Source organism: Promicromonospora alba (assembly GCF_042654905.1).
Taxonomy (GTDB): domain Bacteria; phylum Actinomycetota; class Actinomycetes; order Actinomycetales; family Cellulomonadaceae; genus Promicromonospora; species Promicromonospora alba.
On sequence record NZ_JBHSFI010000003.1, the window covers coordinates 688,414 to 701,845 of the forward strand.

A 13,432-nucleotide genomic window follows, 5' to 3' on the forward strand; every position below is an offset into this window, starting at 1 on the left:
TACGGCGTGTTGCGGCGTCAGACGACGGCGCCCGGCCCGTCGTCGTCGGGGTCCCGCTGGTGGGGCATGCGCCAGATCAGCACGCCGAGGCCTGCCACGAACAGCCCGAGGCCGATCTGCCCGGCCAGCGGCGGGATCGACAGCGACGACGCCGCCGACACGACCATCCCGACCAGGGCCAGCGTGGGGACACCCACGACGAAGCTCCAGGCCATCGTGAGCAGCGGGTCGCGCGACATCAGCGGCGGCGGCTCCGGCGGCGTGAAGTGGGACTCCGCCTCCTCGAGCGCCTCGATCTCCGGCGTCAGGGGCCAGTCGCGCGGGCCGGCGGGCAGGATCACGCGCGCCCCGGTCGCCGGCTCGTCCGAGCGGTCGCCGGCGCGGTCACCGGCACGGTCGTCGATACGGTCGACGGCGCCGTCGTCGGCGGTGCTCTCGTCATCCGGCCGCGAAGTCTGAGAGGATTCGGCGGGCTTCTCCGGGTCGTCGGCCGTGCCGTCGGCCCGCGAGGCACCCAGGTCGCCGAGGGTTGCGACGATGTCGGCCCAGCGCGAGGCCACGTCGTCGTCGCCCAGCTCGCGTGGGGTGTCGCCGGGCACGTCGTCGTCGCGGTCGTCGGTGTTCGATGCGGCCATGCGCACACTCTATTGTCGTCGGGGGGCCCGCGGGGCCGGGTCTGGAGGAGGAAATCTTGTTCTACTGGGTGATGCGGAACCTGCTGGTCGGCCCGTGGCTGCGCCTCGCGTACAAGCCGTGGGTCATCGGCGCCAAGAACGTGCCGCGAACAGGCCCGGCGATCATGGCGAGCAACCACCTCGCGGTGATCGACTCGTTCATCCTGCCGCTCGTGGTCCCGCGCCGGGTGACCTTCCTCGCCAAGTCCGACTACTTCACGGGCAAGGGCGTCAAGGGCAAGATCGTGGCCTGGTTCATGACGGGCATCGGCATGATCCCCGTGGACCGCTCCGGCGGCGCCGCGAGCGAGGCCGCGCTGCGCACGGGGCTGCGCGTGCTGCGCGAGGGCAACCTGTTCGGCATCTACCCCGAGGGCACCCGCAGCCCCGACGGCCGCCTCTACAAGGCGAAGACCGGCGTAGCCCGGATGGCGCTGGAGTCGGGTGCCCCGGTCATCCCGGTCGCCATGGTCGACACCGACGTCGCCCAGCCGCCCGGCCGGGGCCTGCCCACGTTCATGCCGCTCGGCGCGGTGATCGGCGAGCCGCTCGACTTCAGCCGGTACAAGGGCATGGAGACCGACAAGTTCGTGCTGCGCGCGGTCGCCGACGAGATCGAGTACGCGATCCTGGCGCTGTCCGGCCAGGAGTACGTCGACGCGTACGCGGCCAGCGCCAAGGAGCGCATGGCCCGCGGCGAACCCCTGCCGCCCGCGTCCGAGGAAGGCCCCGGCGGCCTGCCCCTCCCTGAGGTCGAGAAGCCGCAGCGCCCCACCCGCTGACCGTCGGTCGTGAGCGGTTCAGCGGGGTGGTGGAGCCGTCGACGAGCGTTCCACCAGGGTGGTGGCCAGCTCGGTGCGGAGTGTGTGGCCGCTGGCCGTGCGGGCCCGGTGCACCAGGTCGACCGCGGTCGCGCCCATCTCCGCGAGCGGCTGGCGCACCGTGGTGAGCGCCGGGTCGATCCACGGCGCGATCGGCATGTCGTCGAAGCCGACGAGCGAGACGTCGCGCGGCACCGAGAGCCCGGCCTCGCGCAGGGCGCGTAGCGCGCCGAGGGCCGTGTCGTCGCTGCTGGCGAAGATCGCGGTGGGCGGCTCGTCCAGGGCCATGAGCCGCTGGGCGCCCTCGTACCCCGACGTCACGCCGTAGGCGCCGACGTACACGAGCTCGTCGTCCGTGGGGGCGCCGGCCCGGATCATCGCGGCGCGGTAGCCGGCGAGCCGCGCGATGGCGTTGTCCTGCTCGAGCGCGCCGGTGATCGTGGCGATGCGCCGGTGGCCGAGCCCCAGCAGGTGCGCGGTCGCCTCGAGCCCGCCTTGAAAGTTCGTCGCCCCCACGCTCAGCATCCCCTCGGGCGGCCGCTGCCGCGGGTCGACGACGACGAGCGGCGTACCCGTGTCCTCCAGCGCACGCCGCGCCTCGGCGTCGGGCACCGCGACGATGCTGACCAGGCCGTCGGTGCCGCGCTCCAGCGCGTGCCGCACCCAGGCGCTGCAGTCGTCGGGGTCCGGCTCGACCGCCAGGACGACGTCGAGGCCGAACCGCCGGGCGCCCGCGACGGCGCCGCGGACCACCGCCTCGGACCACGTGCCCTCGAAGTCGACGATCCGCACGTCGATCATGCCCGTGGGTTTCGCCGACGGCGGGCGGACGACGTACCCGTGGCGCTCCAGCACCTCCGTGACCCGCGCGCGGGTGGCGCCCGCGACGTCGGGCCGGGTGTTGAGGACCTTCGAGACCGTCGGAACCGAGACGCCCGCCTCGGCCGCGACGACCGCGAGCGGGATGCGGGACTGGTCGTGTGCCATGGGTCCTCCGTCGGCCTGGGCGAGATCGAGTTTCCGAAATCAGGATCGTAGCGGATGTCATGCAGCACACCCGCACTTCAGCCGTGTTGAGCGCACACTCCCGGACTTCCGCCATTGACAGGCCGTCGAGTCGCGTCTAACCTCCGCAGGTCTTTCCGAGATGGTACTTCGAAATTTCGGAACAGCGGATCAACAAAGGAGTGATCGTGAACAGGACACCTCGCCTCGTCGCAGCGGCGACGGCGTCGACCCTCACGCTGGCCCTCGCCCTCACCGGGTGCGGCCGCAGCGACGAGGCCGGCACCACGACAGAGGGCCCCAGCGGCATCGCGGACGGTCCCGCCACCGGCACCGTCGAGGTCTGGGCGATGGGCACGGAGGGCGAGCTGTTGCCCGAGCTCGCCGAGCAGTTCGAGGCCGACAACCCCGACGTCACGGTGAACGTCACGCCCGTACCGTGGGAGTCGTCCACCGAGAAGATCAACACGGCCATCGCCACCGGCGAGGTGCCCGACGTCATGCAGGTCGGCACCACCCTCGTGAGCGGCTTCGTGGAGCTCGGCGGCCTCGCGCCCACGCCCGAGGACATCGACTCCGCGGCCTTCTTCCCGGGCGCGTGGGACACCACGGTCGTCGACGGGACGTCCTACGGCGTGCCCTGGTACGTCGAGTCGCGCGTCCTGTACTACCGCAAGGACCTCGCCGAGCAGGAGGGCCTGGAGGCACCCAAGACCTGGGCGGACCTCACGGACTTCGCCGCCGGGCTGCAGGACGCCGGCGCCGAGCACGGCATCGCGCTCCAGACGCGCGGCAACTCCACCGCCCTGATGTACCTGCCGTTCTACTGGCAGGCGGGCGGCGAGATCCTGGACGACGCTGGCGAGTTCACGCTCGACAACGACGCCCAGGTCAAGGCCCTGGAGTACTACTCCTCCTTCATGCGCGACGGGCTCGCCCCGCCGGTGCTCGTCGAGGAGGAGAAGGTGCAGAACTTCATCGACGGCAACCTCGGCTCGTTCGTCTCCGGCCCCTGGGAGCGCGCCAACCTGCTGACGACGGCGGGCGACGACTTCGCCGACTCGTTCGGCGTGGTGCCCCTGCCCGCGGACGAGGCGACCGGCTCGTTCATCGGCGGCTCCAACCTCGGTGTCCTGGCCGACGCCGCCAACCCCGATGCCGCCTGGAAGTTCGTCCAGTTCGCTACCGACCCGGCCACCCAGGTCGACTGGTTCGAGATCTCGAACGACCTGCCCGCCGTGCAGGCCTCCTGGGACGACCCGGCACTGGCCGACGACGAGGCGGTCGCCGTCTACCAGGACGTGCTGGAGACGGCTCGCTCGACCCCCGCGATCCCGACCTGGGCCGAGATCGAGCACGAGCTGGACCTGATCATCGAGCAGGTCATCGCCGGTGACATCAGCCCGGAGGACGCGGCGAAGCAGATGCAGGACGCCGCTACCTCGATCGGGACGGGTCTGGACTGACCGTGGCCGCCTCCACAGCGACCGTCCCTCCCGCGACCGTGCCGGTGCGGCGTGCCTCCGCACGCCGCCGCCGCACGGGCCTCGCGGCCTGGGGCTTCGCGCTGCCGTTCACCGTGCTGTTCGCGGTCTTCATGCTGGTCCCGGTCGCGTCGTCCCTGTACATGGCGTTCACCGACATGCAGGGCGCCGACCTCCGGACGCCGTGGGCAGTGAACTTCGTGGGGTTCGACAACTTCGTCGAGGCCCTCACGGACCCGAAGTTCCAGCAGGCCGCCGGCAACACGCTCTACTTCGTGGGCGTGGCCATGCCGCTGACCCTCGGGATCGCGCTGCTGCTGGCGGTCCTGCTCAACTCGGGCCTGGTGTGGTTCCGGTCGGTGTTCCGCGTCGGCTTCTACGCCCCCGTGGTGACCTCGATCGTCGCGGTGGCGGTCGTGTGGCGGTTCCTGCTGCAGCCCGACTTCGGGCTGGTGAACTCGGCGCTCGGCGTCATAGGGATCGACGGGCCACGCTGGCTCACCGACGAGGTCTGGGCCATGCCGTCCCTCATCGTGATGGCTACCTGGCGCAACGTCGGGTACTCGATGGTGATCCTGCTGGCCGGGCTGCAGGGCATCCCGCGTGACGTGTACGAGGCGTCCGCCATCGACGGCGCCGGCGCAGTGCGCCAGTTCCGGTCCATCACGGTCCCGCTGCTGCGGCCCACGCTGCTGTTCTGCGCGGTCATCACCGGCATCGGCTACCTGCAGTTCTTCGAGGAGCCGTTCGTCATGACGCAGGGCGGGCCGCTGGGCGCCACCAACTCGGTGGCCTACGAGGTCTTCAACCAGTTCGGGTTCGGCAACTACGGCCTGTCGGCCGCGATGAGCTACGTGCTGTTCGTGGCCATCGTCGTCCTGTCGTACCTGCAGTTCCGCCTGCTCAGGACGGAGAAGTGATGGCCGCAGAAGTGACGGCCCCAGAAATGACGGACCGAGGAGTGACGGCACACGACGCCGTGACTCGACGCCGCCGTCCGACCCCGCGCGCGGTAGTCCTCAACGTCGCGCTCCTGATCGGGCTGGCCGCCTCGATCGGGCCGCTGGTCTGGATGGTCGTGTCGTCACTCAAGCCGGAGGGCGAGATCCGGCAGTTCCCGCCCACCCTGATCCCCGACCAGGTCACCTGGTCCAACTACACCGAGCTGTTCTCCTCGCTGAACTTCCCGCGGTACTTCCTCAACTCGGTGGTCGTCGCGCTGGTCGTGACGGTCGGGTCGGTCCTGTTCAGCGCGATGGTGGGCTACGCCCTGGCCAAGCTCGACTTCCCCGGCAAGCAGACCCTGTTCGCGCTGGTGATGGGCACGCTGATGGTGCCGGGCATGGTCACGTTCGTGCCGCTGTTCGTGCTCGTGGCCAACCTGGACCTGATCAACACGTACGCGGCGCTGATCCTGCCGTTCCTCGCGGCACCGTTCGGCGTCTTCCTGATGCGGCAGTTCATGCTCGACGTGCCGGACGAGCTGCTCGACGCCGCACGCGTCGACGGCGCGGGCGAGTTCCGCACGTTCTTCCGCATCGTGCTGCCGCAGGCCCGGCCAGCGCTGGCGACGCTCGGCATCCTCACGTTCCTCGGGTCCTGGAACAACTTCCTGTGGCCCTTGGTCGCCGTCCAGTCGGCCGACCGGTACACGCTGCCCGTCGCGCTGGCCCTCTACTCGACCGGCCAGAACACCGTGCAGTACGGCCTGCTGGTCGCGGGAGCGACCGTCATCGTGCTGCCCATCCTCATCGTCTTCCTCGTCCTGCAGCGGCACATCGTGCAGGGCATCTCCACCACCGGCCTCAAGTAGTCGTACCAGCAAGGAGTACTCCGTGACCGAAGAGATCACGCTGCCCACCGCACCCGGCTTCCTGTGGGGCGCGTCGACCGCCGCGCACCAGATCGAGGGCGGCAACGTCAACAGCGACTGGTGGGCGAAGGAGCACGTCGCGGGGACGCTGTGCGCGGAGAGCTCCGGCGACGCCGTCGACAGCTACCACCGCTACCCCGAGGACGTCCGGCTGCTCGCCGACGCCGGCCTGAACGCGTACCGGTTCTCGATCGAGTGGGCGCGCGTCGAGCCCGCGGAGGGCGAGATCTCGCGGGCGCAGCTCGCGCACTACCGACGCATGATCGACGCCTGCCTGGAGGCGGGCGTGACGCCGGTGGTGACGCTGCTGCACTTCACGCTGCCGCGCTGGTTCGCCGAGCGCGGCGGGTGGTTCGCGCCGGACGCCGTCGACGCGTTCAGCCGCTATGTCGAGGCGGCCACGCAGATCCTGGGCGACGTCGGCCACGTGGTCACGATCAACGAGCCCAACATCACCTCGATGATGCTCGGCGCGAGCCGCCGTACGAACCTCGACGCCGCGGGCCTGGCCGCCCCCGACCAGGCCGCCTCCGAGATCCAGGCCACCGCGCACCGGCGCGCCGTCGAGATCCTGCACGGCCTGGGGCACGTGCGGGCCGGCTGGACCATCGCCAACCAGGTGTTCCAGGCAGCGCCCGGCGCCGAGGCCGCCCGGGACGCCTACGCCTACCCCCGTGAGGACTTCTTCCTGGAGGTGGCACGCGGCGACGACTTCGTGGGCGTGCAGAGCTACCTGCGCACCATCATCGGGGCCGACGGCGAGCCGGTGCCGTTCGGCGACGACGTCGAGAAGACGCTGACCGGCTGGGAGTACTACCCGCAGGCACTGGGCGAGGCGCTGGAGTACACGCACCGCATCACGGGCGGCGTGCCGATGATCGTCACCGAGAACGGCATGGCCACCGCCGACGACGCCCGCCGTATCGACTACACCCGTGGCGCCCTGGAGGCCATGGCCCGCGCCATGGCCGGCGGCTGCCACGTCGAGGGCTACCTCCACTGGTCCCTGCTCGACAACTACGAGTGGATGAGCGGCTTCGCCCCGACGTTCGGGCTGGTCGCCGTCGACCGCACCACCTTCGAGCGCACGCCCAAGCCGAGCCTCGCGTGGCTCGGCGAGGTCGCGCGCACGGGCAAGCTGCCCGCCTGAGACGACCTGTCACGACTACGACGACGTAGAGGAGACACATCATGAGAAGCCAGATCATCAGAAGGCACCGGGCGGTGGTCGCGGCGGCCGCCGTCGCCGCGCTGACGTTCACCGCGGTCCCGGCGAGCGGGAGCACTAGCGGCAGCACGGCCACGAGCGTCGCCGACGCCGGGGTGGCGCGGACCTCCGGCGACGACCGCCGTCAGCTGCGCACCTGGGCGGCGGACACCTGGCGCTCGTTCGACGCGCTGGTGGTCGACGAGACGGGGCTGCCCGACGACAACATCGACGGCGACCTGGATCCCGGCAGCCGCGGCGGGTACACCTCGCCGACGAACATCGGCGCGTACCTGTGGAGCACGGTGGTGGCCCGGGACCTCGGGTTCATCAGCCGCCGCGCGGCGCGCGAGCGGATGGCGACCACCGTGGAGACCGTCGCGGGGCTGGAGAAGCACGAGCCCAGCGGCATGTTCTACAACTGGTACGACCCGGCGACAGGCGCCAAGCTCACGACCTTCCCGACGAGCGGCGACCCGGTCAAGCCGTTCCTGTCGAGCGTCGACAACGGCTGGCTCGCGACCGGCCTGCTGCTGGCGAGCCGTGCGGAGCCGTCGCTGGCCGAGGAGGCGGACGCCGTCCGCGAGCGCATGGACTTCGGCTGCTACTACGACCCGGCGCAGAACCAGATCCGCGGCGGGTTCTGGGACGCCGACCCGCAGGAGACCGCGCCTGTCCCCGGTGACTACTGCGGCATGGGGGCCGACGTCTGGTACACGGGCCACCACTACGGCGCGTTCAACACCGAGCCCCGCATCGCCTCGTACCTCGGGATCGCCGAGGGGCAGATCCCGGCGAAGCACTACTTCGGCACGTACCGCACGTTCCCCGACAGCTGCGACTGGGACTGGACCGAGACGCGGCCGGTCGGCGAGTGGGCCGAGTACCTGGGGGTCCCGGTCTTCGAGGGCGCCCTCCCCTACCGCGGCATGCGGGTGGTCCCGACCTGGGGCGGCAGCATGTTCGAGGCGCTCATGGTGCCGCTGTTCGTCCCCGAGGAGACGTGGGGGCCGCGGTCGTGGGGCCGTAACCACCCGCTGTACGTGCGGGGACAGATCGAGCACGGCCTGCGGGAGGCGGACTACGGGTACTGGGGCTTCTCTCCGTCGAACGACCCCGCCGGCGGGTACCGGGAGTACGGCGTCGACCAGCTGGGCCTCGACGGTCCGGGCTACACCTCCGACCAGGAGCGCACGGGAGTCGACCAGCCGTACGAGGGGTGCCGCGAGGGTTCCCCCGCGCCTACGGAATACGGCGACGGCGTCGTGACACCGCACGCGTCGTTCCTCGCGCTGCGGTACGCGCCCCGGGAGGCGATGGCCAACCTGCGGGGCATCGCGCGGGACTTCGACGCCTACGGCCCGGGCGGCTTCTACGACGCCGTGGCGGTCCGCAGCGGCCAGGTCTCCCAGCGGTACCTGGCCCTGGACCAGGGCATGATCATGGCCGCGCTCGGCAACGAGCTGGCCGACGACGCGATGCGCCGCTACGTCGCGCCCGGCGAGCTGGAGCGGAAGGTCCGCCCGCTGATGGCCATGGAGAAGTTCAACGTGGGCCGCCCGTAGCGCGCCACCCCCGCTATGTCAGACGCTCAGGTCACCATGGTGGCCTGAGCGTCTGACACGTCGTCCGCACCACCTACCCAGGAGCCTGCCCGTGACCTCCGTCGACCTCGCCTCGCGTCTGGGGCGCACCGTGCTGTACCAGATCTATCCGCAGTCCTTCGCGGACGCGGACGGTGACGGGATCGGCGATCTCGCCGGCATCACCGGGCGCCTGGACTACCTCGCGTGGCTCGGGGTGGACGCGCTCTGGCTCAGCCCCTGCTTCGTGTCCCCGTTCGCCGACGCCGGGTACGACGTCGCGGACTTCTTCCAGGTCGCCCCGCGCTACGGCACGAACGAGGACATGGCCCGGCTGACCGAGGAGGCGGGCCGCCGCGGCATCTCCGTGCTGCTCGACCTCGTGGCGGGCCACACCTCCGACCAGCACCCGTGGTTCCGTGCGTCCGCCGACGACCCGGACGACCACCGCTTCGTCTGGAGCGACGTGCCGGTGGAGGGCTTCCAGCCCGGGCTGGGCGCACGCGGCGGGTACTACCGGCCGAACTTCTTCCCCGTCCAGCCCGCGCTGAACTACGGCTACGCGCGTCCCGACCCCGCCGAGCCGTGGCGCCAGCCCGTCGACGCCCCGGGCCCGCTGGCCAACCGCGCCGCGCTGCGGCAGATCATGGCGCACTGGTTCGGCCTCGGGGTCGCCGGATTCCGCGTCGACATGGCGTCGTCCCTGGTCAAGGACGATCCGGGCCACGTCGAGACGGGCCGCCTGTGGCAGGAGACGCGTGCCTGGCTCGACGACGCCTACCCCGGCCGCGTGCTGATCAGCGAGTGGGGCAACCCGCGGGTCGCCGTCCCGGCGGGCTTCCACGTCGACTTCTTCCTCCAGTTCGGAGGTGACGACGACGGGCTGCCGTTCCGCTCGCTGTGGAACAACGGCGCCGGCACGGTGAACCCGGCCTGGGGCGAGGTGCCGGCCTGGGCCGGCGGCGACGGCACGGGCGACGCCCGCACGTTCGTCGACGCCTGGCGGGCCGCGGCCGACGCCATCGCGGCGACCGGCCGCGGCGGGGTGGTCGGCCTGCCGACGTCGAACCACGACTTCACGCGGCTGGTGGCGGGCGCGCGCGACGCCGAGCAGGCCCGCGTGGCCCACGTGCTGACGATGACGTGGCCCGCCCTGCCGTCCGTCTACTACGGCGACGAGATCGGCATGCGGTACGTGCCGGGCACACCGACCCTGGAGGGCTCGCGCCTGAGCCCCACGTACGACCGCGCGGGATCGCGCACCCCCATGCAGTGGGGCGACCTGCCGGCGGACACGTTCGGGCCGGGCAGCCCCGCGACCTCGACGTACCTGCCGCAGGACCCGGACCCAGCCCGCCCCACCGTCGCCGGCCAGGTGGACGACGCCGACTCCCTGCTGCACCTGGTCCGGGACCTGATCGCCCTGCGGCACGACGACGACCGCCTCGACGCCGCCGCGACCGTCGAGGTGCTCACCACCGCGTACCCCCTGGCCTTCCTCCGGGGCGGCACGCTCGCGGTGGTGCTCAACCCGGGCCGCGCCGCGGTGAGCCTGCCGCTCGACGGCGCGGCGGCTGCCCGGCCCCTCGTCGCCCGGGGGTTCCGGGTCAGGGCGGGCGACGACGGATACGACGTCGTGCACCTGGACGGGCACGGGTACGCCGTGCTCGACCTGGACGCGCCTGAACGGTCCCGGCTCGCGGGTTAACCTTGGCCGCGTGGAACTGATCCGTAAGGGCAAGGTTCGCGAGGTCTACGCGGACGGCGACGACGTAATCCTGGTGGCTTCCGACCGCGTGTCGGTGTACGACGTCGTCCTGCCGACGCCCGTACCCGACAAGGGCGCGATCCTCACGCAGATCTCGCTGTGGTGGTTCCGGCAGTTCGCCGACCTCGTGCCCAACCACGTGATCAACGAGGACGTCCCGGAGGAGTGGAAGGGCCGCGCGGTCCGCTGCAAGCGCCTGGAGATCGTCCCCGTCGAGTGCATCGTGCGCGGCTACCTCGCGGGCGGCGGGCTGGAGAGCTACCGCGAGTCGGGCAGCGTGTCCGGCGTCGCGTTCCCGCCAGGGCTGGTCGAGGCGGACCGGCTGCCGCAGCCCGTCTTCACGCCGTCGACCAAGGCCGACGAGGGCCACGACGAGTACATCTCCATCGAGGAGATCGCCAAGGACCTGGGCGAGGAGACGACGAACCGCCTGCGGGACCTGTCGCTGACGATCTACGAGCGCGGCGCCGAGATCGCGCGCGAGCGCGGCGTGCTGATCGCGGACACCAAGTTCGAGTTCGGCACCGACGCCGACGGCGTCCTGACGCTCGCCGACGAGGTGCTCACGCCGGACTCCTCGCGCTTCTGGAAGGCGAGCGAGTACGAGCCCGGCCGCGGGCAGTGGTCCTACGACAAGCAGTTCGTGCGCGACTGGTCCTCGACGCTCACGGACTGGGACCGCACCTACCCCGGCCCGGAGATCCCCGCCGACGTCGTCGCGGAGACCCGCGCCCGCTACATCGAGATCTACGAGCAGCTGACCGGCGAGACCTGGGTCTGAACCGCCGCCGGACCGGGAAGCCTTCCAGCATGACGGCGATGCTCGAACAAGCGTGTCAGTGTCTCCGGCTAGCCTCTGCCCCGTGAGCATCAGCGCGTCGGCATACCAGGCAACCTTCGAGGAGCTCGGCACGCCGCTGCGGGACGTCACCTTCGTGGTGGTGGACCTCGAGACCACCGGCACGAACGCCAAAGAGGGCGGCATCACCGAGATCGGCGCCGTGAAGGTCCGCGGCGGCGAGGTGCTCGGCGAGTTCCAGTCGCTGGTGAACCCCGGCCAGCCGGTCCCCGCGTTCGTCGCGCGGCTGACGGGGATCACGAACGCCATGGTCGCCACCGCACCGGACATCGCGCTGGTGCTGCCGAGCTTCCTGGAGTGGGCGCGCGACACGGTGCTCGTGGCGCACAACGCGCCGTTCGACGTCGGCTTCCTCAAGGCCGTGTGCGCACGGCTCGACTACGAGTGGCCCGGGTTCACCGTCGTCGACACGGTGCCGCTGGCCCGGCGCCTGGTCACCCGGGACGAGGCGCCCAACCACAAGCTGTCCACGCTCGCCAACCTCTTCCACGCCAGCGTCTCGCCCGATCACCGCGCGCTGGCCGACGCGCGGGCGACCGTCGACGTCCTGCACGCGCTCTTCGACCGCCTCGCGCCCATGGGCATCACGCACCTGGAGGACCTGGCCACGGCCGCGGACCCCGTACCGCCCGAGGTGCGCCGCAAGCGACACCTCGCCGACGACCTGCCCGCAGCGCCCGGCGTCTACCTGTTCCGTGGACCGGGCGACGAGGTGCTGTACGTCGGCACGTCCGTCAACATCCGCAAGCGGGTGCGCTCGTACTTCACCGCCGCCGAGAAGCGGAAGCGGATCACCGAGATGGTGCGCATCGCCGAGCGGGTCACCCCGGTGGCGTGCGCGACGCCGCTGGAGGCACAGGTCCGCGAGCTGCGGCTGATCACCGAGCATGCGCCTCGCTACAACCGGCGGTCGAAGTTCCCGGAGCGGCACTCCTGGGTACGGCTCACTGACGAGGCCTATCCGCGGCTCTCCGTGGTGGGCGGCGTGGTGGCCGGCGCCGTACACATCGGCCCGTTCGCGTCCCGGCGCACCGCACAGGAAGCCGTGCACGCCCTGCACGACGCCCTGAACCTGCGGCAGTGCACCGCGCGTATCCCACTGGTCTCCCGCAAGCCCGGCAGCCCGTGCGCCCTGGCCGGTATGGGCCGCTGCTCCGCGCCGTGCGTCGCGACGGAGGGTCCCGACACGTCCTACGAGCAGGTGGCCGACGCCGCCCGCCGCGCCCTCACCGGCGATCCGTCACCGGTGGTGCGCGCGCTCTCGGACCGGATCGCCACGCTCGCCCACCAGGAACGGTACGAGGAGGCGGGCGAGGTCACCCGGCGGCTGCGCGCGTTCGTCTCCGGCGCGCACCGGGCGCAGAAGCTGGCGCCCCTCGCGACGTGCGCAGAGCTGGTCGCTGCCCGCCCCTCCGGCATCGGCGACGCACCGGGCCGGCCAGGCGGCTGGGAGATCGTGGTGATCAAGCACGGCAGGCTCGCGGCCACCGACGTCTCGGGCCCCGGGGCCAACCCGCTTCCCCTGGTCTCGGCGCTGCGCACCACCGCAGAGCACGTCGAGCCCCCTGTCCCTCCGGCGCCCGCGGCGCACCCGGAGGAGACCGACCTCCTGATCGCCTGGCTCGACTCCCCCGGCGTGCGTCTCGTGCATCTCAGCGACACCTGGGCCTGTCCGGTGCGGGCGGCCGGTGCGCACGCCGAGCTGACGTGGGCGTCGGACCGGGTGCGCACCGAGATCAGCACGGAGCTCGGCAGCACGCCCGGCACGGAGGTGAGCACGGAGACCCGCACCGAGATCAGCACGGCCGGCGGCGCTCCTGAACCCGGGAACCCGCTGCACGTGGATACGATGACGGCATGCTGACCGCGATCGTCCTCATCGACGCCGAGACGTCCCGCATCCCCGAGGTCGCGCAGGAGGTCGCGAACATCGACGGAGTGAGCGAAGTCTTCTCCGTGACCGGCAAGACCGACCTGGTGGCCATCGTGCGCGTACCCGAGCACGAGCAGCTCGCCGGAGTCGTGTCCGACGCCGTGAACAAGGTGCCCGGCGTGCAGAACACCGAGACCCTCATCGCCTTCCGCGCCTTCTCGAAGGCTGACCTGGAGCAGGCGTTCGCCCTGGGGCTCGACGACTGAGCCGGAGCGGAACCGCAGG

Annotated in this window: 12 protein-coding genes; 10 read left to right on the forward strand and 2 right to left on the reverse strand. The window is 71.5% G+C overall.

Annotated elements, in window-relative coordinates; translation table 11 throughout:
- Nucleotides 1–17: 17 nt before the first annotated feature.
- The gene (locus tag ACFO6V_RS08260) at nt 18–635 is read right to left on the reverse strand and encodes a hypothetical protein (RefSeq protein ID WP_377134115.1); all 618 of its coding nucleotides are present in this window, start codon (nt 633–635) and stop codon (nt 18–20) included.
- Nucleotides 636–691: 56 nt separating this feature from the next.
- On the opposite strand from ACFO6V_RS08260, the gene ACFO6V_RS08265 reads away from it, so the two are divergent.
- Entirely contained in the window at nt 692–1,456 is a 765-nt protein-coding gene (locus ACFO6V_RS08265) for a lysophospholipid acyltransferase family protein (protein ID WP_116676024.1), read from the forward strand.
- An 18-nt stretch (nt 1,457–1,474) separates the two neighbouring features.
- On the opposite strand, the gene ACFO6V_RS08270 is transcribed toward ACFO6V_RS08265, so the two are convergent.
- Nucleotides 1,475–2,482 (reverse strand): LacI family DNA-binding transcriptional regulator, encoded by a 1,008-nt coding sequence (locus ACFO6V_RS08270; protein WP_377134117.1) that lies wholly within the window; start codon nt 2,480–2,482, stop codon nt 1,475–1,477.
- 206 nt (nt 2,483–2,688) lie between these two features.
- Here ACFO6V_RS08270 and ACFO6V_RS08275 point away from each other — a divergent pair, with 206 nt between their 5' ends.
- The 9 genes from ACFO6V_RS08275 (at nt 2,689) to ACFO6V_RS08315 (ending at nt 13,413) form a co-directional block, all read left to right on the forward strand.
- A complete protein-coding gene (locus tag ACFO6V_RS08275; RefSeq protein WP_377134119.1) occupies nt 2,689–3,966 on the forward strand; it encodes an extracellular solute-binding protein in 1,278 nt (425 codons plus the stop codon).
- 2 nt (nt 3,967–3,968) lie between these two features.
- The gene (locus ACFO6V_RS08280; protein ID WP_377134121.1) at nt 3,969–4,904 is read left to right on the forward strand and encodes a carbohydrate ABC transporter permease; all 936 of its coding nucleotides are present in this window, start codon (nt 3,969–3,971) and stop codon (nt 4,902–4,904) included.
- Nucleotides 4,905–4,930: 26 nt separating this feature from the next.
- Entirely contained in the window at nt 4,931–5,797 is an 867-nt protein-coding gene (locus ACFO6V_RS08285) for a carbohydrate ABC transporter permease (protein ID WP_377135192.1), read from the forward strand.
- A 22-nt stretch (nt 5,798–5,819) separates the two neighbouring features.
- Complete coding sequence (locus ACFO6V_RS08290) at nt 5,820–7,007, forward strand: glycoside hydrolase family 1 protein (RefSeq protein WP_377134123.1); 1,188 nt, start codon at nt 5,820–5,822, stop codon at nt 7,005–7,007.
- A gap of 41 nt (nt 7,008–7,048) precedes the next feature.
- Entirely contained in the window at nt 7,049–8,629 is a 1,581-nt protein-coding gene (locus tag ACFO6V_RS08295; RefSeq protein WP_377134126.1) for a glucoamylase family protein, read from the forward strand.
- Nucleotides 8,630–8,720: 91 nt separating this feature from the next.
- Entirely contained in the window at nt 8,721–10,355 is a 1,635-nt protein-coding gene (locus ACFO6V_RS08300) for an alpha-amylase family glycosyl hydrolase (RefSeq protein WP_377134128.1), read from the forward strand.
- 10 nt (nt 10,356–10,365) lie between these two features.
- On the forward strand, nt 10,366–11,196 hold the full coding sequence (locus ACFO6V_RS08305; RefSeq protein WP_377134130.1) for a phosphoribosylaminoimidazolesuccinocarboxamide synthase: 831 nt from the start codon (nt 10,366–10,368) through the stop codon (nt 11,194–11,196).
- A gap of 82 nt (nt 11,197–11,278) precedes the next feature.
- Complete coding sequence (locus ACFO6V_RS08310) at nt 11,279–13,138, forward strand: DEDD exonuclease domain-containing protein (RefSeq protein WP_377134132.1); 1,860 nt, start codon at nt 11,279–11,281, stop codon at nt 13,136–13,138.
- The gene (locus ACFO6V_RS08315; protein WP_116676031.1) at nt 13,132–13,413 is read left to right on the forward strand and encodes an Lrp/AsnC family transcriptional regulator; all 282 of its coding nucleotides are present in this window, start codon (nt 13,132–13,134) and stop codon (nt 13,411–13,413) included. The genes ACFO6V_RS08310 and ACFO6V_RS08315 overlap by 7 nt, the downstream gene beginning before the upstream one ends.
- Nucleotides 13,414–13,432 lie beyond the last annotated feature (19 nt).

Excerpts from the sequence above, each read along its gene's own strand:
- ACFO6V_RS08260 (WP_377134115.1), bottom strand. The coding sequence starts at position 635 with ATGGCCGCATCGAACACCGACGACCGCGACGACGACGTGCCCGGCGAC.
- ACFO6V_RS08270 (WP_377134117.1), bottom strand. The coding sequence starts at position 2,482 with ATGGCACACGACCAGTCCCGCATCCCGCTCGCGGTCGTCGCGGCCGAG.
- ACFO6V_RS08285 (WP_377135192.1), top strand. The coding sequence starts at position 4,931 with ATGACGGACCGAGGAGTGACGGCACACGACGCCGTGACTCGACGCCGC.
- ACFO6V_RS08295 (WP_377134126.1), top strand. The coding sequence starts at position 7,049 with ATGAGAAGCCAGATCATCAGAAGGCACCGGGCGGTGGTCGCGGCGGCC.
- ACFO6V_RS08315 (WP_116676031.1), top strand. The coding sequence starts at position 13,132 with ATGCTGACCGCGATCGTCCTCATCGACGCCGAGACGTCCCGCATCCCC.